At 56.9% G+C, this 22,024-nt stretch carries 20 protein-coding genes; 15 read left to right on the top strand and 5 right to left on the bottom strand.

What is annotated here, in order from left to right; all coding sequences use genetic code 11:
* Positions 1-421 precede the first annotated feature (421 nt).
* From Q0K06_RS04410 to Q0K06_RS04400, 3 genes are all read right to left on the bottom strand, one after another.
* Positions 422-1,867 (bottom strand): C69 family dipeptidase, encoded by a 1,446-nt coding sequence (locus Q0K06_RS04410; protein ID WP_294549066.1) that lies wholly within the window; start codon positions 1,865-1,867, stop codon positions 422-424.
* 13 nt (positions 1,868-1,880) lie between these two features.
* Complete coding sequence (locus Q0K06_RS04405) at positions 1,881-3,275, bottom strand: cytosine permease (RefSeq protein WP_294549064.1); 1,395 nt, start codon at positions 3,273-3,275, stop codon at positions 1,881-1,883.
* Positions 3,276-3,791: 516 nt separating this feature from the next.
* The gene (locus Q0K06_RS04400; protein WP_294549062.1) at positions 3,792-4,265 is read right to left on the bottom strand and encodes a MarR family winged helix-turn-helix transcriptional regulator; all 474 of its coding nucleotides are present in this window, start codon (positions 4,263-4,265) and stop codon (positions 3,792-3,794) included.
* A 322-nt stretch (positions 4,266-4,587) separates the two neighbouring features.
* On the opposite strand from Q0K06_RS04400, the gene Q0K06_RS04395 reads away from it, so the two are divergent.
* The 8 genes from Q0K06_RS04395 (at position 4,588) to argF (ending at position 13,724) form a co-directional block, all read left to right on the top strand.
* Positions 4,588-5,805 (top strand): argininosuccinate synthase, encoded by a 1,218-nt coding sequence (locus Q0K06_RS04395; RefSeq protein ID WP_294549060.1) that lies wholly within the window; start codon positions 4,588-4,590, stop codon positions 5,803-5,805.
* 97 nt (positions 5,806-5,902) lie between these two features.
* Positions 5,903-7,288: an argininosuccinate lyase gene (argH, locus tag Q0K06_RS04390; RefSeq protein ID WP_294549057.1), complete on the top strand. Its 1,386-nt coding sequence runs from the start codon at positions 5,903-5,905 to the stop codon at positions 7,286-7,288.
* A gap of 114 nt (positions 7,289-7,402) precedes the next feature.
* On the top strand, positions 7,403-8,182 hold the full coding sequence (locus Q0K06_RS04385) for a hypothetical protein (protein WP_294549054.1): 780 nt from the start codon (positions 7,403-7,405) through the stop codon (positions 8,180-8,182).
* Between the two features lie 63 nt (positions 8,183-8,245).
* On the top strand, positions 8,246-9,187 hold the full coding sequence (argC, locus tag Q0K06_RS04380) for an N-acetyl-gamma-glutamyl-phosphate reductase (RefSeq protein WP_294549051.1): 942 nt from the start codon (positions 8,246-8,248) through the stop codon (positions 9,185-9,187).
* A 49-nt stretch (positions 9,188-9,236) separates the two neighbouring features.
* Positions 9,237-10,502: a bifunctional glutamate N-acetyltransferase/amino-acid acetyltransferase ArgJ gene (gene argJ, locus Q0K06_RS04375; protein ID WP_294549049.1), complete on the top strand. Its 1,266-nt coding sequence runs from the start codon at positions 9,237-9,239 to the stop codon at positions 10,500-10,502.
* 23 nt (positions 10,503-10,525) lie between these two features.
* On the top strand, positions 10,526-11,380 hold the full coding sequence (gene argB, locus Q0K06_RS04370; RefSeq protein WP_294549047.1) for an acetylglutamate kinase: 855 nt from the start codon (positions 10,526-10,528) through the stop codon (positions 11,378-11,380).
* A 217-nt stretch (positions 11,381-11,597) separates the two neighbouring features.
* Entirely contained in the window at positions 11,598-12,782 is a 1,185-nt protein-coding gene (locus tag Q0K06_RS04365) for an aspartate aminotransferase family protein (protein WP_294549045.1), read from the top strand.
* Between the two features lie 18 nt (positions 12,783-12,800).
* Positions 12,801-13,724 (top strand): ornithine carbamoyltransferase, encoded by a 924-nt coding sequence (gene argF, locus Q0K06_RS04360; protein WP_294549043.1) that lies wholly within the window; start codon positions 12,801-12,803, stop codon positions 13,722-13,724.
* A gap of 73 nt (positions 13,725-13,797) precedes the next feature.
* Here argF and Q0K06_RS04355 read toward each other — a convergent pair whose 3' ends face one another.
* Both Q0K06_RS04355 and Q0K06_RS04350 read right to left on the bottom strand, forming a co-directional pair.
* Positions 13,798-14,262: a GNAT family N-acetyltransferase gene (locus Q0K06_RS04355; protein ID WP_294549040.1), complete on the bottom strand. Its 465-nt coding sequence runs from the start codon at positions 14,260-14,262 to the stop codon at positions 13,798-13,800.
* A gap of 141 nt (positions 14,263-14,403) precedes the next feature.
* Entirely contained in the window at positions 14,404-15,249 is an 846-nt protein-coding gene (locus tag Q0K06_RS04350; protein WP_294549038.1) for a DegV family protein, read from the bottom strand.
* A gap of 285 nt (positions 15,250-15,534) precedes the next feature.
* Between Q0K06_RS04350 and pyrH the strand changes: the two genes are divergently transcribed.
* From pyrH to ispG, 7 genes are all read left to right on the top strand, one after another.
* Positions 15,535-16,257, top strand: coding sequence for a UMP kinase (gene pyrH / locus Q0K06_RS04345; RefSeq protein ID WP_294549035.1), 723 nt, complete (start codon positions 15,535-15,537; stop codon positions 16,255-16,257).
* A 1-nt stretch (position 16,258) separates the two neighbouring features.
* The gene (gene frr, locus Q0K06_RS04340; protein ID WP_294549033.1) at positions 16,259-16,813 is read left to right on the top strand and encodes a ribosome recycling factor; all 555 of its coding nucleotides are present in this window, start codon (positions 16,259-16,261) and stop codon (positions 16,811-16,813) included.
* Positions 16,814-17,003: 190 nt separating this feature from the next.
* On the top strand, positions 17,004-17,759 hold the full coding sequence (locus Q0K06_RS04335; protein WP_294549031.1) for an isoprenyl transferase: 756 nt from the start codon (positions 17,004-17,006) through the stop codon (positions 17,757-17,759).
* Entirely contained in the window at positions 17,752-18,567 is an 816-nt protein-coding gene (locus Q0K06_RS04330; RefSeq protein ID WP_294549029.1) for a phosphatidate cytidylyltransferase, read from the top strand. Before Q0K06_RS04335 ends, Q0K06_RS04330 begins: the two co-directional genes overlap by 8 nt.
* A 40-nt stretch (positions 18,568-18,607) precedes the next feature.
* The gene (gene dxr / locus Q0K06_RS04325) at positions 18,608-19,759 is read left to right on the top strand and encodes a 1-deoxy-D-xylulose-5-phosphate reductoisomerase (protein WP_294549027.1); all 1,152 of its coding nucleotides are present in this window, start codon (positions 18,608-18,610) and stop codon (positions 19,757-19,759) included.
* A gap of 12 nt (positions 19,760-19,771) precedes the next feature.
* On the top strand, positions 19,772-20,890 hold the full coding sequence (locus tag Q0K06_RS04320; RefSeq protein ID WP_294549024.1) for a site-2 protease family protein: 1,119 nt from the start codon (positions 19,772-19,774) through the stop codon (positions 20,888-20,890).
* Between the two features lie 94 nt (positions 20,891-20,984).
* On the top strand, positions 20,985-22,022 hold the full coding sequence (gene ispG, locus Q0K06_RS04315) for a flavodoxin-dependent (E)-4-hydroxy-3-methylbut-2-enyl-diphosphate synthase (RefSeq protein ID WP_294549021.1): 1,038 nt from the start codon (positions 20,985-20,987) through the stop codon (positions 22,020-22,022).
* Positions 22,023-22,024: the final 2 nt, after the last annotated feature.

Genomic DNA, 22,024 nt, shown 5'->3' with positions numbered 1-22,024 from the left:
GCTCTGCCCGCCCGCTCTAACACATCGTTGCATTATACAGGAAAATGAGATAAGTTGCAAGTGTAAAATGTTGTTTGACTGGGGAAAGGGAGGAATCCGGCAGGTTGTTTCCGGCCACGAAATTTTGAAAATATATTTTTTCTGAACCCGGCTGGGTAGCTGGGACGTCTAATGGTTGAGACCGGTCAAAACATCCGAGAGGGGGAGCGCAGTGACAGAGCTTGTTTTGTGTCGGGATAAGACTGTGGCTGCAGAGGATAATACAAGCTGGACAGTGTGGTGCTCCACTATGCCGACGGCAACAGCTGGATTTCGAATGATCCGTAATACCCTAAACCAACAATCAGGCCCCACACACAGAAACAGAAGCTGTGTGCGGGGCCCAACAATGTGTTGCCTGCAAAAGAAGAGCAAGGAGTGATTATACCCAGTCCAGAATAGTGTTGCAGAGATATTTTCCTTTTACCTTTCTGGCAATGTGTGAGGCGATGTCAAGTGCCTGGAGAGACTGACGGTCTGTGAGGTCAGTTAGAACTTTTAAAGCGGCCTCAGGAGCTCGAGGGAAAAGAGCGGCGGCCTGCTGCTCCGCCTGTTCCATGTCCTGCGCAAACTGTTCCTCCAGTGCGTGATAGACCGGAATGACCTCTGTGGGGGCGATGGCTTCATAGTTGCGCTCACAGAGCTGAGCGGTCTCTTGGAAAGTCCACCAGGCGTCCTCCGCTCTGAAATCACCGCACTCGCCACGCTGATAGGCGGCAGGGAGGCCGCATCCACCGGTATAACAGGGGATGAAAGGAGAGAGACAGACGTTTCCGAATGCAAACCAGATAGAACTGCCTAGCGCGTCAGGAAGAGCAGAGGAAAGATCGGCTAGCATACAGATTACAGTTCCGCTTTGAGCGATGCTGGTGCTTATTTCCATCCAAAACGGATTGTGATGAGGCCCGGCTTCGGGGCGGAGGGCCAGGTCATAGGGGGTTCCCGCCAAAGTATCCCGCATAAGTTCCATCAAATCAGAGCGAGTCACTGCCTGCAGCGGGCGGCAATCATATATTTGAGTATCCAGAGGGATATCCAGTCCGCAAAGCCGGTGAAGGGTCCCCCATTTGCGGAACGTATTGACAGGGTTAAGTGCACCGCCGTAGCCTGAGTTGAGTTCAGAATAATCTCCGCCAAAAGCAAAAGCAAAATTCAGAGGGGCTCCAGAATGGATACATCCTTTTTCCACAGCCAACTCATAAAGGCCTGGTGAACAGAGAAAGCGAGTAGAGTCGGCAAAGTCGATCTCTCCAATACCAAAACAGTTGGGACGGCACTCTGCCTTATCGTCATCTACCCGTCGGGCACACCAATATCCGCCTGGCCCTAATTCAAGAAAAAAGCCCTCCTGCGGATCGGCAACCGCCATACAGACTGTACCTTCTGCGCCGGGGATAGAGGAGACAGTAAAACCGTACCGGGCGATGAGATCACCGGCAAGCTGGATGGCTTCCCGAGCAGTTTTTCCCCGTTCAAGCATCAGGATAACCAAATCATCGGCCTCCAGCAGGTCACCGGCTCGCTGATAGTTGGCAAAAGCGTACACGCCCTGCATAGAGACGGCCACTCGCTGATCATTGACTCCATCTGCCCAGGAGACAGGACGGGTTCCGGTTTCGTAAGCTGCGGAAGAGTAGGTATATCCAAACGTGGTGGGAGCCTGAGGGATGGGAACGCCTTTGACTGTCATGAACTGGTCGGAAGGAGCCCAAGATTTTCTGGGAACATGATGTACGTGACCGGGGCAGCCAGGCCAATCATCATTGGCGGCCAACATAACATGACCGGTTGCACTGGCATCACGGCCGATAATGACAGAAAAACACATGAGGAGAACCTCCTTACATTACTGGCTTGCGAAGAAGTTTGGCGGACACAAAATACAACAGACCAGTTACCAGGAAGCAGAAGAACACTGCACCAATAGTGGACATGATGAACGGAAGCTGCTGGCCTGCAAAATACGTTACAACACCGAGCAGGAAGCAGACAATGGCTGTGGGATTGATGCCCTTCCAATACCAGTAAGGGCCATCCTTTGCCTGGAACTGAGTGATGTCATACTCTTTTTTACGGATGAAGTAATAGTCTACCACCAGAATGGCAATACAGGGAGGAAATACTGCTCCCAGATAGCCCAAAAATATCTGAAATGTATCCAAAAAGCTGTCAAAAAGCAGTGGGGTAAGTGCCAGAAGCAGGGCGCCGGCAGAAATAATACACATGGAAAGTTTAGGGGAAAGTTTGCGGCTGACATTGGCGGCGGAGAAACCACCGGAATAGACATTAATCATGTTTACTGCAATAGTGGAGAGTACAATAAGCAGATTGGCGATTTGTCCCATTCCGAGAGAAGAGCAGATATAGCTGAGATCAGCGGACATGGGGTCGAAAATACCGCCGTTGAGAACGGCTACTGCAATGGCGCTCACCGCACCGATCATGCAGAACCAGAGCATTCCAAAGGCCGCGCCTGCCATAGGTGCAACAGTGGCAGCTGTTTTGCTTTTGGTATAGCGGGTATAATCTGCCACAGCCATTACCCAGGCGAAGCCAAAGGCGGCAAAGGAATCCATGGCGGATCCGAAGGTGATGGACCAAGAGAGATTTTCAGACCTGGAGTCAAGCGTCCATGTAGCGATGCTGTCCAGAGAAAATGTGCGGAAGACCTGGACGGAAATCCAAACGCTGAGAATGATCAGACATATAACGGCCAGGTTTTGCGCAAAACCGATCCACTTGGCACCTCCGAAGATTGCAATAAGACTGGTAATGGCCAGAATAATTACAACAGAAAGGACAATCATCGGGGTGGAAGTGGGATCACCGTGGGTAAAGCTGGTGATGAGGTTGGACAAAGGAACAGCCGCGATATAAGTGTTGACACCGCACCAGCCGACAAATTGAAGTGCGTTAATAAAGGAGGGAAGTTTGCTTCCAACTACACCAAAGGGAACCCGTACCAAACCCATGGTGCTGGATGCCACGCGAAATCCCATAATACCCACAAGAGCGAGGATAAGGTATACCAGAGGATTACTAATAATGGCGGACAGGAATGCGCCGCTCAAGCCAAGGGCACCAATAATGGTTCCCATATACCATGAAGTGGGGTTTGCGTTGGCACAGATCCAGACAGAAGCCATCTCCTTGATACCATAGTAGCGAGCTTCCATGGGAACATACTCATCGATATCGTAGTCACGGACGGCAGGAGAAGAATTTTGTTCTGACACTGTATTCACATCCTTTGTTGAGATTGGACATAACTATCATCTGCCGAAATTCCAGACAACAGACGGTGTATGGAGTAGCGATGTGAAGCACTGCGCGCCGCTTCGTTATGCATATAATATACAGAATATGAGGCGAAGTGTCAAGCGAAATATAAAATAATATGCAAAAAATATATAATTTTTTAAGAAAATGAAACACTATTAACTGAAAAAGTGTACAAATAAAATTCGTGCAGAGGATGAATATGGTAAAAAAATTTATTATCTGAAAATGAGAAAAAAGAGAAATGAGAAAAGAAATTGTTCAATAATGCAGAAATAATAAAATATTTATCAAAAAGAGATTAAGCAAAACGAAAAGAGAAATGGTAAAAAATTTGACTATAAGGAAAAGGATGATAAACATATATATTCATAAAAAATGGATAGTCATGTACCGGCATAACGGCGGCACATGACTATCCACCATATATTATTCTCTCGAAGCCTTGTATTTTGGTACATCATGTCCGGAAATTAATCCGCGGCAGGGGCCTCCATATCAGCGCGGATACTGTTGGCCAGAGCATCGGTCAGCTTATGAAAAGCACTCAAAACCTGTTCACATTCATCTGGGCTCAAAAGCTGAAATGCGCGGATCTCTGCCTTATGAAGCCTGGACAAGAGTCTGTCTGCGTAAATCTTGCCCTTTGGTGTAAGGCGAATAAGATTGCTGCGCTGGTCATGGACGGTGCGTTGCCGGATAATGATACCTTCCTGCTCCAGACGGCGGAGAGAGGAGGAGAGCGTCTGTTTGGAATAGCCGAGACAAGCGTGAAGACTGCGCTGAGTGCAGTACTCATGCTTGCTGATTTCATTAAGTACGAACAGCGTGGTATCCTGAATTTTGTGATGGGAAGCCCATTCGTTATAAATAGCGTCCATTTGAAAATAACTGCTGTAATAGCTGTCAATATAACGGCTTAACCGCTTCTGGTCTTTGTCAGTCAAGACAAATCCCTCGTTTCCTATGTAAAAATTATTTGCTTTCCTAGCATGTGAGGAAAAATCTCTCTCTTGTGAGAATTTTGTATTTATTATAACTCATATGTTAGAAGAGCACAAGGAGAAGGTAGGACAAGTGGCATAAGCCTTGCTGGCAGAATTAATTGTGGAAATAGGTAGGGCATGAATAAAAACCAGAATATTTCGTTTATAATGAATATATATATGTAAATATTTTTGCTTATAGAATATTTATTCAAACTACCTATTGCATTTTTCTGCTGAGCGTGGTAGACTGTGTCCAACAAAGCAAACGGAGGGGTTCACCATGGCTGACATCAAGAAAGTTGTACTTGCCTATTCCGGCGGTCTGGATACATCCATCATCATTCCCTGGCTGAAGGAGAATTACAACAACCCTGAAATTATCGCTGTGTCCGGCGACGTGGGGCAGGGCACTGAGCTGGACGGCCTGGAGGAGAAGGCCATCAAGACCGGCGCCTCCAAGCTGTATGTGGAGGACCTGACTGACGAGATGGTGGACGAGGTCATCATTCCGTCCATGCAGATGGGAGCCAAGTATGAGGACTATCTGCTGGGCACCGCCTTTGCCCGCCCCATTATTGCCAAGCGCCTGGTGGAAATTGCAAAGAAGGAGGGCGCCGACGCCATCTGCCACGGCTGCACCGGCAAGGGCAACGACCAGGTTCGGTTTGAGCTGGCCATCAAGCGCTTCGCCCCCGAGATGAAGATCATTGCACCCTGGCGGGAGTGGGACATCAAGGGCCGTGACGAGGAGATTGACTACGCCGAGGCCCACAATGTGCCGCTGAAAATCTCCCGGGAGACTAACTACTCCAAGGACAAGAACCTGTGGCACCTGAGCCACGAGGGCCTGGACCTGGAGGACCCGGCCAACGAGCCCCAGTATGATAAGCCCGGCTTCCTGGAAATGGGCGTCAGCCCCATCCAGGCTCCCGACGTCCCCACCTATATTACTCTGGACTTTGAGAAGGGCTGGCCTGTGGCCTTTAACGGCGAGAAGATGAAGGCCAGCGACATCATCCGCAAGCTCAACGAAGTGGGCGGTGCCAACGGCATCGGCCTGCTGGACATCGTGGAAAACCGGCTGGTGGGCATGAAGGACCGCGGTGTGTACGAGACCCCTGGCGGCACCATCCTCTACCGGGCCCACGAGGTGCTGGAGATGATCACCATTGACAAGGACACCGCCCACATGAAGAGCAAGCTGGCGGTGGACTTTGCCGACCTGGTGTACAACGGCAAGTGGTTCAGCCCCCTGCGGGAGGCACTGTCCGCCTTTGCTGCCGAGACCCAGAAGCACGTCACCGGCACCGTGAAGCTGAAGCTCTACAAGGGCAACATCATCACCGCCGGCGTCACCTCTCCCGAGACCCTCTACTCCGAGAACCTGGTTACCTTTGAGGAGAGCGACTACGACCAGAAAGACTCCCAGGGCTTCATCAACCTCTGGGGCCTGCCCGACACCGTCCAGGCGCTGCGGGAACAGGGCAAACTGAAATAAGGAACCGCGTACAAAGCCGGAAGGCGGGCGCCTCCCACCGTGGGGACGCCTGCTCTCCGGCTCTGCCGCAACAGAGCGAAAAGTGAGGTAATGGCTTATGAAACTGTGGGCAGGCCGGTTTCAGAAGGAGACCGACACCCTGGTAAACGACTTCAACTCTTCCATCACCTTTGATGCCCGGCTCTATCAGGAGGACATCGAGGGCTCCATCGCCCACGCCGCTATGCTGGGCAAGCAGGGCATCATTGAGGAGCACGAGGCGGAGAAAATCATCGACGGCCTGAAGGCCATCCTGGAGGACATCAAGGCCGAACGGGTGGAGCTGACCACCGACAATGAGGATATCCACATGAACGTGGAGTCCCTGCTTACCGGCCGCCTGGGGGAGACGGGCAAGCGGCTCCACACTGCCCGCAGCCGGAATGACCAGGTGGCGGTGGATTTCCGCCTCTTTGTCAAGCGGGAGATCCCCATTATCATCCGCATGTGCCTGGACCTGGAAAAGGTGCTGGTGAAGAAGGCCCAGGCCAACCTGGAGACCGTCATGCCCGGTTATACCCATCTCCAGCGTGCCCAGCCCACCACCTTTGCCCACTACATGATGGCCTACGCCAACATGTTTCGCCGGGATGTGACCCGGCTGGAGGACTGCCTGGAGCGGATGGACGAGTGCCCCCTGGGGGCGGGCGCTCTGGCCACTTCCACCTACCCGGTGGCTCGGTTCCAGACCGCCGCAGCCCTGGGCTTCGCCAAGCCCACCGACAACTCCATGGACTCGGTCTCCGACCGGGACTTCGCCATTGAGTTTCTCTCCGCCTGCTCCATCCTGATGATGCACCTGTCCCGGTTCTCCGAGGAGATCATCCTCTGGTGCTCCTGGGAGTTCAAGTTCGTGGAGCTGGACGACGCCTACTCCACCGGATCCTCCATCATGCCCCAGAAGAAGAATCCGGACGTGGCCGAACTGGTCCGGGGCAAGACGGGCCGGGTGTACGGCTCTCTCATCACCCTGCTCACCGTCATGAAGGGCCTGCCTCTGGCCTATAACAAGGACATGCAGGAGGACAAGGAGCCGGTGTTCGACGCCATCGACACGGTGGAGATGTGCCTGCCTGTGTTTACCGCCATGCTGGACACCCTGACCGTGCTGCCCAATAACATGCGCAAGGCGGCCTCCGGCGGCTTTATCAACGCCACCGACTGCGCCGACTACCTGGTGAAGAAGGGCATGCCCTTCCGGGAGGCCTATATGATCGTGGGCAGGCTGGTGAACATGTGCATCAAGACCGGCGAGACGCTGGACACCCTGCCGCTGAAGGACTTCCGTTCCATCTCCGCCGCCTTTGACGAGGACGTGTACCACGCCCTGGAGCTCAAGACCTGCGTCAACGGCAGAAAGGTCTATGGCGGTCCGGCCAGGGAGGCCGTAGAGCAGCAGATTGCCAATATTCAGGCGTTTATCGGGGCGAGGGACCGCGGCTGAGCACGATTAGGATACACCTGTATAATAAGGCCTGCCTTCTGACCGGTATCGTGCGAAAAGGGGGGCGGCGCTCTTGTTCCAGATTCAAACCTTGCAGCAAAAAGGGAGTTTAATATGGAAGTAACATTTCTCAATCCCGGTGTAGATTATATGCTGGAAAGCATCATGGCATTTCAGAGAGATGATCAGCCCGGATTTTGGACGGAGCCGCTCTACCATTTTTATCCGCAGCTTGACAGAGCTTATGCCGCCGGCCTTTCTTTTTGCGGCAGGAGAGAGTACATTGAGAAAATAATGCGGGCGGTTTATGCTGAGCAGGAAGATACAATTAACCAAAAGGTGGACTTATACCGCAATTATTGGTCTGTATGCAAAGAACAGATCACCGCGGCATTGTCGGATGCGTTCGGTGTGGATTGCGGCAAGCTGTTTCAGGATCTGCAGTGCAACCTAAGCATGAATCCGGTTGCACCACGTTTTCTGAAAGAGCACCGATATGATGTTTTCTATCTGAACAGCGAAAAAGGCGCCATCGGCGGGAGCATCCATGAAATCATTCATTTCGTGTGGTTCTATGTATGGAATCGGCTGTTCCATGACAGTTATGACGAATATGAACGTCCATCCCTGAAATGGATTCTGAGCGAGATGGTTGTTGAGTCGGTGATGCGTGATAACCGCCTCAGTTCTGTCAATCCTTACTTTCCAAGAGAAAACGGCGGCTGTATTTACCCCTATTTCTTTGACATGGAGGTGGGCGGCAAACTGATTTTGGATACGCTGGACGAGATGTACAGAACACAGCGCATGGAAGATTTTATGAGAAGCAGCTATGCCTATTGCAGGCAGCACGAGGGAGAAATCAGAGAACATATCCGCAGAGCGGAGCGGTGAGACAGCTTTCCGCTGAGCAGTGCAGACTGCCGACATCAAGACGTTTATCGAGGCGAGAGAAGCATGAAAGCCAATGTGTATATTGATGGCAAAGAGGGTACCACCGGCCTGCAGATCTATGACCGGCTGTCCGGCCGGGAGGACATCAATCTTCTGCTGATAGATGATGACAAGCGAAAGGACATTACAGAGCGGAAGAAGTACCTCAACGGTGCGGACATTGTCTTTCTCTGTCTGCCCGACGGGGCGGCGGCGGAGGCGGTGGGGCTCATCGACAACCCCGGCACCCGGGTGATCGACGCGTCCACCGCCCACCGCACGTCAGCCGGGTGGGTGTACGGCTTCCCCGAGCTGCTGGCAGGCCAGCGGCAGCGGATTAAGTTCGCCAAGCGGGTGGCCAATCCGGGCTGCCATGCCACCGGCTTTCTCAGCATCGCCGCGCCGCTGGTGGCCATGGATATCCTTCCGGCGGACTATCCCGTCACCTGCTTTTCCCTCACCGGCTACTCCGGCGGCGGGAAGAAGATGATCGCCGAGTACGAGGGAGAGGGGAAGGCGGAAGGCCTTTACAGCCCCAGAATCTACGGCACGGGTCTCAAGCACAAGCATCTGCCCGAGATGCAGGCCCTGTCCGGGCTGGAGCATCCGCCCGTGTTCAGCCCCATTGTGGACGACTACTATAAAGGCATGGCCACGGGGATTCAGCTCCACAACGCCCTGCTGAAGGGGAAGCCCACAGCCCAGGACATCTGCGAGCTGCTGGGCCGCTACTACGAGGACCAGACCATGGTGCGGGTGGCTCCCTGGGGAAGCGAGAGCGGCATGCTGGCGGCCAACGCCTTCTCCGGATACGATAACCTGGAGATCTCCGTCACCGGAAACGTGGATCAGACCCTGATTGTTTCCCGCTTTGACAACCTGGGCAAGGGAGCCAGCGGCGCTGCGGTACAGAACATGAATCTCATGCTGGGGCTGGACGAAACCACCGGCCTTGCTGTAAAATAAAGGAACACTCCGGCGCATCCACGCCGGCATTGAAAGGGAAGTGTGAACAATGAAGCAGATTTCCGGCGGCGTCACCGCACCTATCGGCTTTACAGCGGGCGGTATCCGCTGCGGCGTGAAGAAGGGCCTGGCGGACGGAAACCAGCCCGTGGTCCCCTCCATGACCGACTATCTCTCCGGCAAGAAGGACCTGGCCATGATTCTCTCGGAGCAGGAATGCACCGCGGCGGCGGTGTATACCATGAACCGGGTGAAGGCCGCGCCGCTGTACGTCACCATGGAGCACCTGGAGGACGGCGTAGCCCGGGGCGTCATCGCCAACTCAGGCAACGCCAATGCCTGCGCCCCTCAGGGGCACGAGAACGCCAAGAAGATGTGCGAGGCGGCGGCGACCGCCACCGGCCTCAAGCCCTCCGACTTTGTGGTGGCCTCCACCGGCGTTATCGGCCAGACCCTGAACATCGCCGCCATTGAGGCGGGGGTGCCCGTGCTGGCGGGACAGCTGAAGAAGGAGGGCGGCTCCGACGACGCGGCCCATGCCATCATGACCACTGACACGGAGAAGAAGGAGATCGCCGTCACCACCGTCATCGGTGGCAGGACCGTGACCATCGGCGCCATCGCCAAGGGCTCGGGCATGATCCACCCCAACATGGGCACCATGCTCTGCTTTGTCACTACCGACTGTGCCATCACCCACGAGATGCTCCAGGATGCCCTCCATGAGATTGTGCCCCGCACCTTCAACCGGGTCACCGTGGACGGGGACACCTCCACCAACGACATGTGCGTGGTGCTGGCCAACGGTATGGCGGGCAACCCTCTCATTGAGTGGAAGGACGACAGCTATACCCTCTTTGTCCAGGCCCTGCACCATGTCTGCGAGTACCTGGCCAAGTGCATCGCCGGGGACGGCGAGGGCGCTACCCGGCTGGTGACCTGCCATGTGTGGCAGTCCCGCAGCGAAGAGAGCGCCGAGCGCCTGGCCAAGGCGGTGGTGGGCTCCCCCCTGGTGAAGGCGGCCATGTTCGGCGCCGACGCCAACTGGGGCCGCGTGCTGTGCGCCATGGGCTACTCCAAGGCACCCTTCCGGCCCGAGTACGTGGACGTGAAGTTTGCCTCCGACCTGGGTGAGATTCTGGTGTGCCAGAAGGGCGCGGGCTTGGACTTCGACGAGGAGAAGGCCAAGAACATCCTCTCCCGGGACAGTGTGGTCATCGACGTGTGCCTCCACGAGGGGGAGCACGAGGCCTCCTGCTGGGGCTGCGACCTGACCTACGACTATGTGAAAATCAACGGGGATTACAGAACCTGATAAACCCCATGGAGGCGAAGGCAATGTCCGATACCCACGTGGAGCGGGCCAAGGTTCTGGCCGAGGCCCTGCCCTATATTCAGAAGTACTACGGCAAGACCGTGGTGGTGAAGTACGGCGGAAACGCCATGATCTCCGACGAGCTGTGCCACGCGGTCATCTCCGACATCATCCTGCTCCACCTGGTGGGCGTCCACGTGGTGGTGGTCCACGGCGGCGGGCCGGAGATCAGCGATATGCTGAAGAAGATCGGCAAGGAGTCCCGCTTTGTAGACGGCCTGCGGTACACCGACCGGGAGACCATGGACGTGGTCCAGCAGGTGCTCTGCGGCAAGGTAAACAAGAATCTGACCGCCATGATCAACCACATGGGAGGCCGGGCCATCGGCCTGTGCGGCCTGGACGCGGGCCTGTTCATGGCCCGGCAGCTGGACGAGAAGTACGGCCTGGTGGGTGAGGTCACCCATGTTAACCCCGCCATCGTGAACGACAGCCTGAACGACGGCTATATCCCGGTCATCTCCACGGTGGCCCAGGGGGAGGACGCCGAGACGGCCTACAACATCAACGCGGACACGGCAGCGGCCAAGCTGGCAGTGGCCCTGAAGGCCGAGAAGCTCATCCTGCTCACCGACGTGCGGGGCCTTCTGCGGGATCCCCACGACGAGGACACCCTGCTGCCCGTGGTGGAGCTGTCCCAGGTGCCCGGTCTGGTGAAGGACGGAGTTATCACCGGCGGCATGATTCCCAAGGTGGACTGCTGCGTGGAGGCGGTGCGCTCCGGCGTGAAGAGCACCATCATTCTGGACGGGCGCATTCCCCACTCCATTCTCATCGAGCTGCTGAGCGACGAGGGCGTGGGTACCATGCTGCTTTAAATCAAAAAACGGCGAAGCCGTTTTTTGAGCGGGATGCAGCCCGCTGTGCGCAGAATTTGCCGTTGTCAGCGGACAAATTCCACACTTGCGGGCTGAGCGGAGTTTTCTCCGACGCGCATGTCGCCGGAGAAAACAGACCGGATTTTTTCGCGTCTGCGGACGCGAACTCTGCGAGGCTTTGCCATGCTGCGGCAGACTCGCCAAGGGAGAGAGTCAAATGACCCATGAAGAGCTGAAACAATTGGACCGGCAGTATGTCATGCAGACCTACGGCCGCTTTGACGTGGATCTGGACCACGGCAGCGGCGCCACGCTGTACGACCTGGCGGGCCGGGAATACATCGACTTTTCCAGCGGCATCGGCGTCAACTCGGTGGGCTACGCCCACCCCAAATGGGTGAAGGCGGTGGCCGACCAGGCCGGCAAGCTGGCCCATATCTCCAATCTGTTCTACTCCCAGCCCTATGCCCAGCTGGCCGAGCAGCTCTGCCGCCGGGCAGGCATGGCGGACGCCTTTTTTGCCAACTCGGGCGCCGAGGCCAACGAGGGCATCATCAAGCTGGCCCGCAAGTACAGCTTTGATAAATACGGCAAGGGGAGGGGAACCATCATCACCCTGAAAAACTCCTTCCACGGCCGCACCATCACCACCCTGACCGCCACCGGTCAGGACGTGTTCCACAACTATTTCTTCCCCTTCATCGACGGCTTCCGGTACGCCGAGGCCAACAACATGGAGAGCGTGGCCGAGGTGGCGGGGCACGACGTGTGCGCCGTCATGCTGGAACTGGTCCAGGGTGAGGGCGGCGTGCTGCCCATGGACCAGGAGTTTGTCCACGAGCTGGCGGTGCTCTGTGCCGAGCGGGACTGGCTGCTGCTGGTGGACGAGGTCCAGACCGGCGTGGGCCGGACGGGCACCCTCTTCGCCTTTCAGCAGTACGGCATCCTGCCCGATGCGGTGTCCTTCGCAAAGGGTATCGCCGGCGGCCTGCCTATGGGCGGCTTCATGGCGGGGGAGAAGTGCCGGGATGTGCTGGGGCCGGGCACCCATGCCACCACCTTCGGCGGCAACCCCATCTGCGCCGCCGCTGCGCTGGCGGTGCTGGACATTCTGGACGAGGATACCCTGGCCCGGGTCAAGGAAAAGGGAAATTACCTCTGGGCCCGGATGGAGAAGATGGGCCTGGACTGCCTGGGCGCCACCCGCGGGCTGGGGCTGATGATCGGCGTGGAGGTGACCGGCGGACACACCAACAAGGAGCTGGCCGCCAGGCTGATTGAGAACGGCCTGCTGGTGCTGACGGCGGGCAAGGCGCTGCGTCTGCTGCCCCCGCTGGTCATCACCCGGGAGGAGATGGACAGGGGCCTGGAGATAATGGAGAAGACCCTCAAGGAACTGTAACGGAAGGAGTATTGAAAGATGCAGAAGGACCTGCTGAAGCTGCTGGATCTGACCAAGGAGGACATCATTAAAATCCTCAACGTGGCCGACCAGATGAAGTACAACCAGAAGCACGGACTGACCCACAACTACCTCCAGGGCAAGACCCTGGCCATGATTTTTGAGAAGAACTCCACCCGCACCCGCGTCTCCTTTGAGACCGGCATGTTCCAGCTGGGCGGTCATGCCCTGTTCCTCTCCGGCAAGGAGAGCCAGATTGGCCGTGGTGAGCCCATCGAGGACACTGCCCGGGTGCTGAGCCGGTACTGCGACGGCATCATGATCCGTACCTTCGGTCAGGATGAGGTGGAGACCCTGGCCAGGTATGCCTCCATCCCGGTCATCAACGGCCTGACCGACTTTGCACACCCCTGCCAGGTACTGGCCGACCTGATGACCATCCGGGAGCACAAGGCCCGGCTGGAGGGGCTGAAGATGTGCTTCATCGGCGACGGCAACAACATGGCCAACTCCCTCATTGTGGGCGGCCTGAAGTGCGGCATGGACGTGTCGGTGGCCTGTCCCGAGGGGTATGACCCGGACCGGAAGGTGCTGGACTTTGCCAAGACCGTCACAGACGGCAAGTTCCAGCTCTGCCGGACGCCGGCGGAGGCCGCTGTGGACGCCGACGTGATGATCACCGACGTGTGGGCCTCTATGGGACAGGAGGGGGAGAAGGCCGCCCGCGAGGAGGCTTTTGCCGGCTTCCAGGTCAATGACGCGCTGATGGCTCTGACCCACGAGGGCTGCATGGTGCAGCACTGTCTCCCCGCCCACCGGGGCGAGGAGATCACGGCGGAGGTCTTTGAGTCCCATGCCGACGAGATCTTCGACGAGGCGGAGAACCGCCTCCACGCCCAGAAGGCAGTTATGTTCCTGCTCATGGGCGGCGAGCACGCCTGATAAGACGATTAAAAAACAGCCCTGACGCTGAGCGCCAGGGCTGTTTTTTAATCGAAAGGGCGTTCCCTTGAATTTAGGATTTTCCGTTCAGACAAAGCATATATACGTCCAGACCGTCTCTGTTTTCCACAAAAGAAAAATGATGTTTTTCCGCAATTTTCTTTGTTGCAGTCTGTGATGGCAGGCATTCGATTATCAAATGGTCTGTTCTGTTCCGCGCGTCCTTTATCAAGGCTTCCGTCAGCTCGCTGGCATAGCCTTTGTGCCATTGGCTTTTGCGGAGCACCCAGCCGATTTCGTAGGAAGCGGTGTCGTAGGGATGATAAATGACATACCCGATAAACGCCTGGCGGCAATCCTCCACAGCATAGACCTGCGGCGGATCTGCCATCCCGCAACGGCGCAGAAAAGCTATGGCCGCTTCTCTTGTATATGGCGCCTCCAGGTATTTCATCACTTCTTTGTCAGAGAGAAGATCCGACAAGGCGTCCAAATCATCCGCCTGGAACCTTCGAATTCGCAGTCTTGCTGTGTGCATAACAGTTCTCCGTCAAATTTTGAGTTGTTTATATTGAATAAATATAAAACAATTAGCTAAAACAATCAGCTGGAGCTTGGCCACTGCCATGCTCCAGCTGTGCCCGATGGATATCATGATAGGCGTGAGGTGATTTGGGGCTTACTTCTTTCGAATAAAGAGAATACCCAAGGTATTGGGGCCGCAGTGGGTGGATACGGTGCAGCCCGCCCTGGTCACCAAAATTTCCTTGAAGGGGGCGTATTCGGTGATAGCGGTCCGCACCTGTTCCACGGTGCCCTGGGGGGCAGTGGAGTAGGTAATGAAAATGCGGTCAAGCTCCAGATCAGTCCGGCCCTGGAGCCGGTCTTTCACATACTCCAGCACGCATTTTTCGAAGGAACCCCGGTATTTTTTCGCAACGCCCATCTTGCCGTCCTTCACCTCAATACAGGGCTTGAGCCGAAGCAAATTGGCGCCCAGCATGGTTACGGCGGAGCACCGGCCGCCCTTGACCATGTAATCCAGCCGGTTGAGAATGAAGCTGGCTTCTACGCGGCCAGTCAGCTCCTTCAGGTAGGAGATAATCTCCTCGGGAGCCATGCCGCGCTGGGCGGCAAGGGCGGCCTCGATAACCACCAGGCCGTGGCCGGTGGACAGGTTGCGGGAGTCCATCACATAGACGTTGTTAAACTCCTGAGCCGCAATGCAGGCGTTCTGATAGCAGGAGGAGAATTCGGCGCTGATGTTGATGTGAATCACCGCGTCGTGGGCGGGGGAGAGGCGGGCGAACACATCCCGATACTCGCCCACGCTGACCGCAGTGGTGGAGGTAATGTTCCCGCCGGCATCCACATGGCGGAAGATATCGTCAGGTGTAATCTCCAGTCCGTCCCGGTAAGGCGCGCCATCCTTGACTATGGTGAGGGGAAGAATCTCAACCTGATAGCGGCTGATCAGTTCGGGGGAGAGGTCACAGGTGCTGTCGGACGTAATTTTGATGGACATAACGGCTCCTTTCCAGCAGGCGGGAGACTGTGGGTACGCTGTCAAATAGAAATTAAGAGGCCGGACAGCTGAGAAAATGGCTTGAAGTATATCAAATTTCTTCTATTATTTTAGCTGTCGGGAACTGGATTGTCAATCCGCCGCCGGGACGGAGCAGACAAATTAAGAACAAATTGAAAAATCTTATCGGAACCCCTTTGCAAAAGAGAAAAGTTATATTAAAATAAAGTGAATTACAATGCTTCCCTGCGGGGGAAGAAATATGGCAATGAAAGGGTCGAGTTTATGACGGAACCTCAGTATAAGCGGGTACTCATTAAAATCAGCGGTGAGGCGCTGGCGGGAGATGCGTCCCGGGGTCTCAACTTTGACGTGATTACCAGCGTGTGCAGTGTCATCAAGAAGTGCAGCAGCGAGGGCGTCCAGGTGGGCGTTGTCGTGGGCGGCGGCAACTTCTGGCGGGGCGTGAAGGACGGCAGCGGCAAGATGGAGCGCACCCGCGCCGACCATATGGGCATGCTGGCCACCACGCTGAACTGTCTGGCACTGGCCGATGTGCTGGAGCAGATGGGTGTGGAAGTCCGGGTGCAGACTGCCATTGAGATGCGCGCCATCGCCGAACCCTATATCCGCTCCCGTGCCATCCGGCACCTGGAGAAGGGCCGGGTTGTCATCTTCGGCTGCGGTACGGGCAATCCCTTCTTCTCCACTGATACCGCTGCGGTACTCCGGGCGGCTGAGATTGACGCTGACGCCATCCTGCTGGCCAAGAATATTGACGGTGTCTACTCTGCCGACCCCAACAAGGACCCCACCGCCGTGAAGTACGACTCCATCACCTATGATGAGATCCTGGCCCGCCACCTGCAGGTGATGGACTCGACTGCCACATCACTCTCTATGGATAACAAGATCCCTGTCATTCTCTTCGCTCTCAAGGACCCGGAGAATATCTACCGGGTGATTATGGGAGAAAAAATCGGAACAATTGTCAAGGAGGCACAGTGAGATGAACGAAGCCAACAAGGAATTTGACGCAAAGATGCAGAAGACAGTGGACGTGGTGAAGAGTGACTTCGCCAGCGTCCGTGCCGGCCGCGCCAATGCCGCCGTACTGGACAAGATCACTGTGGATTATTACGGCGTGCCTACTCCTCTGAATCAGGTGGGCAGTATTTCCTCTCCGGATCCCCGCAGCCTGGTCATTCAGCCGTGGGATGCCAAACTGCTCAAGCCCATTGAGAAGGCAATCCAGACCTCTGACCTGGGCATCAATCCCCAGAATGACGGCCGTGTTATCCGCCTGAACTTCCCTCAGCTCACTGAGGAGCGCCGCAAAGAGCTGACCAAGCAGGTCCGCAAGTATGCCGAGGCGGGCAAGGTAGCCATCCGCAACATCCGCCGGGACGCTATGGACAAGTTCAAGTCCATGGAGAAGAAGTCCGAGATCACCGAGGACGACCGGAAGGAACTGGAGAAGGAACTCCAGGATCTGACCGACAAGCGCTGCAAGCAGATTGATGAACTGACTGAGAAGAAGGAAGCCGAGCTGATGGCCGTGTAACGGCCTGGCCGGCAAGCGAACGTATACGCACGGCGCCTGGGTCTGTCCGGGCCAGTGCCGAGGATTGCCACGCCAGCATGTTGTGGACGCCTTCCGGCGCCGCCGGGGTTAGCGTCTGCGCCCTGTGCCGGCGTGGCAATCCGCGTCTCCCGTCTCCGGCGCAGTTAAAGGATAAAGGATAGAGGATATCATGCCATTTTTTAAGCCAAAGGAAGACACCGCCACTCTGGTGGATTTTGAACACCTGCCCCGGCATATAGCCATTATTATGGACGGCAACGGCCGCTGGGCCAAGAAGCGCGGCCTGCCCCGCACGGCGGGTCACGCCGCCGGCGCGGAGAATTTTCGCGCCATTGCCACTTACTGCAAGGAGATCGGCCTGGAGTACCTGACGGTCTACGCCTTCTCCACCGAGAACTGGAAGCGGCCTGCAGAAGAGGTCTCCGCCATTATGGGACTGTTGAAAAAGTATCTGCTTGAGGCAATCAGCAAGATGGAGCGGGATCGGGTCAAGATGTGCTTTTTCGGCGACCTGTCTCCGCTGCCCCAGGAGCTTCAGGACTTGTGTGAGCAGACGCGGGAGATCTCCAAGCACTACGAGGGTGTGCAGGTTAATATCTGTCTGAACTACGGCGGGCGGGACGAGCTGGTACGGGCGGCCAAGGCCTTTGCGCTGGACTGCGCCGCCGGGAAGGCTGACCCCAACCACCTGACGGAAGCCCAGTTCAGCAGTTATCTCTTCTCCGCCGGGGTGCCTGACCCCGACCTGATTATCCGGCCCAGCGGGGAAGAGCGAATCTCCAATTTCCTGCTTTGGCAGTCGGCCTATGCGGAATACTATTTTACAGATGTCCTATGGCCGGACTTCAACCGAGACGAGCTTCACCGGGCGCTGGCCGCCTACCAGCACCGTCAGAGGAGATTTGGAGGTGTCGACAATGGTTAAACGAATTGCGGTGGCGGTGGTATGCATCCCGCTTCTGTTCGTGGTGTTTTTCGTACTTCCGGAAATTGCCATTCCTATTATGATTTCTGTGTTGTCCATGCTGGCCCTCCATGAGGTGCTCTGGTCCACGGGCTTTGTGAAGAACGCCTGGATTTCCGGATTGTCCATTGCTCTGTCCGGTGTGGTGCCCTTCTGGGTATATATCGGCCAGGGCATGCGCTCGGCCCTGTGCGGCATCTTTATCTATTTTGTCTGTATCTTCGTGGTGGCCATCTCCAGCCACTATACGGTGACTCTGGAGAAGATGGGCGGGTCCTTCTTCTTTGCCATGCTCATCCCCTATTTCCTGTCCACATTTGTGCGCATCGACCAGATGCCTCTGGCGGACTACCTGATCCTACTTCCACTGGTAGCGGCCTTTACCAGCGATGCCTTTGCCCTTTTTGCGGGCATGGCCTTTGGAAAGCACAAGCTGGCCCCTGAGCTCTCTCCCAAAAAGACTGTGGAGGGGGCGGTAGGAGGCCTGCTGGGCGCTGTGGTCTGCTGCCTGATCTACGGCGCAGTGATGCAGTTTGGCTTTCAGCTGAAGGTCAACTATGTGCTGCTGGCAGTATACGGCCTGCTGGGCAGCCTGGTGTCTCAGCTGGGCGACCTGTCCTTCTCCTATATCAAGCGGCAGTATGGCCTGAAGGACTTTGGAAACATCTTTCCCGGCCACGGCGGCGTGCTGGACCGGTTTGACAGCGTCATTTTCTGTGCTCCCCTGATTGAGATCCTCATCTACTGGCTGCCTGCCATCAGCGCGTGACAGGGGAGGGAGCGACCACCATATAAGGAGTAGAGCGGATATGAGAAGAATTTCCCTCCTGGGCTCAACCGGCTCCATCGGAACGCAGTCCCTGGACGTGATCTCCGCCTGCGGTATGACTGTATCGGCCCTGACCGCCAACCGGGATGTGGAGCGGATGGAGGAACAAGCCCGCCAGTTTAAGCCTGAGCTGGTGGTGATGATGGACCGGTCTGCGGCCGACGAGCTGCGGGGGCGGCTGGGGGAGACGGACGTCCGGGTGGCTTCCGGCCCTGAGGGCCTGGAGGAGGCGGCCGCCCTGCCCTCCGCCGACACGGTGATCACCGCCGTGGTAGGTATGGTGGGCCTGAAGCCCACCCTGGCAGCCATTACCCAGGGCAAACGCATCGCCCTGGCCAACAAGGAGACTTTGGTCTGCGGCGGCGAACTGGTCATGTCGGAGGCGGAGCGCTATGGCGCGGAGATTGTCCCTGTGGACTCGGAGCACTCTGCCCTGTTCCAGTCTCTCCAGGGATGCCGGGACAGGGGAGAGGTCCGCAGGCTGATTCTCACGGCCTCAGGCGGCCCCTTTTTCGGGTACACCAGGGAACAGCTGGAGCATGTCACCCTGGACCAGGCCCTGAAGCATCCTAACTGGTCTATGGGCGCCAAGATCACCGTGGACTCCGCCACTCTGATGAACAAGGGCCTGGAGTTTATTGAGGCTATGCGGCTCTACCACATGCCGCCGGAGAAAATTTCCGTGGTGGTGCATCGGGAGAGTATAGTTCACTCTCTGGTGGAATACTGTGATAATGCCATGATCGCCCAGCTGGGCAGCGCGGATATGCGCCTGCCCATCCAGTACGCCCTCACCTGGCCCGCCCGGACTCAGGCAGTGGCAAAGCCTCTGGATCTGCTGGCCTGTCCGCCCCTCCACTTCGCGCCGCCGGACATGGAGGCATTTCCCTGCCTGGGGCTGGCCATCGGCGCGGCTCGGACGGGGGGCACCGCTACGGCGGTGCTCAACGGCGCCAATGAGGCGGCGGTGGGGCTGTTCCTGAAGCGGGAAATCGGTTTTATGGATATTCCCCGCCTGGTAGAGCGGGCCCTCGGCCGGGTAACACCGGTATACGGCGGCGGTCTGACGGAGATTCTCAATGCCGACAGGGAGGCCCGGGAGGCAGTGCTGTCCGCCGCAACCCAACGCTAGGAGAAGCATTTTATGATCATCGTTTATATCCTCATCGCAATTCTCATGTTTGGGCTGCTTATTGCGGTCCATGAGCTGGGACATTTTGTGGCGGCCAAGGCTGTGGGCGTCAAGGTAAATGAGTTCGCCATCGGCATGGGTCCCCGTATCTTTCACCGGCAGAAGGGGGAGACCGAGTACACCATCCGTCTTTTTCCCATCGGCGGCTTCTGCGCCATGGAGGGAGAGGAGGAGGACTCAGGCGACCCCCGTGCTCTGGGAAATAAGCCCGCCTGGCAGCGGCTGATTGTGCTGGCCGCTGGGGCATTCATGAACTTTGTCACCGGCGTGCTGATTTTTGTCATTCTCTTCGCCGGCACCACCAGCTATATCAGTCCGGTTATCTCCAGCTTTATGGACGGCTTTGCCGCCCAAGGCGAGGACGGACTGATGGAGGGAGATCGGATTGTGGAGGTGGACGGCCACGCCATCTATCTCCAGGAGGACATCAGCCTGTTTTTTAACCGCGCCGGCGAGGTGATGGATGTCACTGTGGTGCGGGACGGAGAGCGGGTAAAGCTGGAGGATTTGTCCATGCCCTGGCTGGCCATGGTGGATGAGAACGGCAACCCGGTGCTGGATGAGAATGGGAACCAGATTCTCAAGCGGGGCATCAATTTCACCATAAAGGAAGCCAATGTATTTGACCGGCTGCGGCTGGCCTGGTATAATTCCATTGACACCATCCGGCTGGTGTGGGTCAGCCTGGGCGACCTGTTCACCGGCGCGGTGGGTATCCGGGATATGTCCGGAGCGGTAGGCATTGTGACCATGATGAGCGACGTAGGAACCCAGGCTCAGGAGTCGGCCCAGGCCAGCGGGCAAAACTGGGTGGCCGCTGTGGCCAGCAGCATTGCCTATTTTGTGGCCTTCATCGCCATCAATCTGGCGGTAATGAACCTGCTGCCCATTCCCGCCCTGGACGGCGGACAGATTCTGTTCCTCATCGTGGATAAAATCTACAATCTCTTCTCCAAGCGGCATATTGCTCAGAAATATTTGGGCTACATCAACGCGGCGGGCTTTATTTTCCTCATGGGATTGATGATTTTAGTGGCCTGCTCCGATGTGCTCAAGCTGTTTGGAAAATAAAAGGCGGAGACAGCGGTCTCCCGGCAGGCACCTCTCCTCCTGTATGGGAGGGGAGGTGCCTGTCCCTAGACATATGGTGACAGGGGAGATACTTATGACAAAGCAGATCGTGGTGGGCGGCGTGCCAGTGGGCGGCGGCGCACCGGTGACAATTCAGTCCATGTGCAATACCCGCACTGACGACGTGGCTGCTACGGTGGAACAGATTCTCCGCCTGGAGGCCGCAGGCTGCCAGATCATCCGAGTGGCTGTGCCCGATATGGCGGCGGCCAGGGCGGTAGGCGCCATCCGGGATAAGATTCACATTCCCCTGGTGGCGGACATTCACTTTGACTACAAGCTGGCCCTGGAGTGCGTGGCCGCCGGGTGCGACGCGGTGCGCATCAACCCCGGCAACATCGGCGGGGAGGAACGGGTGAAGGCTGTGGCCAACGCCTGTAAAGCAAAAGGACTTCCCATCAGAATCGGCGTCAACGGCGGCTCGCTGGAGAAGCCGCTGCTGGCCAAGTACGGCGGCGTCACCGCTGAGGCCCTGGTGGAATCCGCGTTCGGCCACATTGAACTGCTGAACCGGTACGACTTTGACGATATCTGTGTGTCCCTCAAGTCCTCCAGCGTGCCCATCACCATGGCGGCCTACCGGCTGATGAGTGAGAAAAGCAATTATCCTTTACACATTGGCGTTACCGAAACAGGTACGCCGCGCATGGGCATACTGAAATCCGCAGTGGGCATCGGCGGCCTGCTGGCCATGGGCATCGGCGATACCATTCGGGTGTCTCTGTCCGCCGACCCCATTGAGGAGGTGTACGCCGCCCGGGATATCCTGAAGGTGTCCGGCGTACGAAAGGAGGGTCCGGAGCTCATTTCCTGTCCTACCTGCGGCCGCACCCGCATCGACCTCATCGGCCTGGCCCGGCAGGTGGAGGAGCGGCTCCAGGCCGTGACCAAACCCATCACTGTGGCGGTGATGGGATGCGTGGTCAACGGGCCTGGCGAGGCCGCTGCCGCTGATGTGGGCATCGCGGGAGGAGATGGCGTGGGCCTGCTGTTCCGCCGGGGGGAGATTGTGAAGAAGGTGCCCCAGGAGCAGCTGGTGGACGAGCTGTTCAAGATGATTGACGAGCTGTAAAG

This window comes from uncultured Pseudoflavonifractor sp. (genome assembly GCF_944387805.1).
Classification (GTDB): domain Bacteria; phylum Bacillota; class Clostridia; order Oscillospirales; family Oscillospiraceae; genus Pseudoflavonifractor.
This window is presented reverse-complemented; position numbering and strand designations above follow the sequence as displayed.

Bases quoted from the DNA above. Each gene is read 5' to 3' on its own strand.
- Q0K06_RS04410 (WP_294549066.1), bottom strand. From the start codon at position 1,867: ATGTGTTTTTCTGTCATTATCGGCCGTGATGCCAGTGCAACCGGTCAT.
- Q0K06_RS04395 (WP_294549060.1), top strand. From the start codon at position 4,588: ATGGCTGACATCAAGAAAGTTGTACTTGCCTATTCCGGCGGTCTGGAT.
- argH (WP_294549057.1), top strand. From the start codon at position 5,903: ATGAAACTGTGGGCAGGCCGGTTTCAGAAGGAGACCGACACCCTGGTA.
- Q0K06_RS04385 (WP_294549054.1), top strand. From the start codon at position 7,403: ATGGAAGTAACATTTCTCAATCCCGGTGTAGATTATATGCTGGAAAGC.
- argC (WP_294549051.1), top strand. From the start codon at position 8,246: ATGAAAGCCAATGTGTATATTGATGGCAAAGAGGGTACCACCGGCCTG.
- argJ (WP_294549049.1), top strand. From the start codon at position 9,237: ATGAAGCAGATTTCCGGCGGCGTCACCGCACCTATCGGCTTTACAGCG.
- argB (WP_294549047.1), top strand. From the start codon at position 10,526: ATGTCCGATACCCACGTGGAGCGGGCCAAGGTTCTGGCCGAGGCCCTG.
- Q0K06_RS04365 (WP_294549045.1), top strand. From the start codon at position 11,598: ATGACCCATGAAGAGCTGAAACAATTGGACCGGCAGTATGTCATGCAG.
- argF (WP_294549043.1), top strand. From the start codon at position 12,801: ATGCAGAAGGACCTGCTGAAGCTGCTGGATCTGACCAAGGAGGACATC.
- Q0K06_RS04355 (WP_294549040.1), bottom strand. From the start codon at position 14,262: ATGCACACAGCAAGACTGCGAATTCGAAGGTTCCAGGCGGATGATTTG.
- Q0K06_RS04350 (WP_294549038.1), bottom strand. From the start codon at position 15,249: ATGTCCATCAAAATTACGTCCGACAGCACCTGTGACCTCTCCCCCGAA.
- pyrH (WP_294549035.1), top strand. From the start codon at position 15,535: ATGACGGAACCTCAGTATAAGCGGGTACTCATTAAAATCAGCGGTGAG.
- frr (WP_294549033.1), top strand. From the start codon at position 16,259: ATGAACGAAGCCAACAAGGAATTTGACGCAAAGATGCAGAAGACAGTG.
- Q0K06_RS04335 (WP_294549031.1), top strand. From the start codon at position 17,004: ATGCCATTTTTTAAGCCAAAGGAAGACACCGCCACTCTGGTGGATTTT.
- Q0K06_RS04330 (WP_294549029.1), top strand. From the start codon at position 17,752: ATGGTTAAACGAATTGCGGTGGCGGTGGTATGCATCCCGCTTCTGTTC.
- dxr (WP_294549027.1), top strand. From the start codon at position 18,608: ATGAGAAGAATTTCCCTCCTGGGCTCAACCGGCTCCATCGGAACGCAG.
- Q0K06_RS04320 (WP_294549024.1), top strand. From the start codon at position 19,772: ATGATCATCGTTTATATCCTCATCGCAATTCTCATGTTTGGGCTGCTT.
- ispG (WP_294549021.1), top strand. From the start codon at position 20,985: ATGACAAAGCAGATCGTGGTGGGCGGCGTGCCAGTGGGCGGCGGCGCA.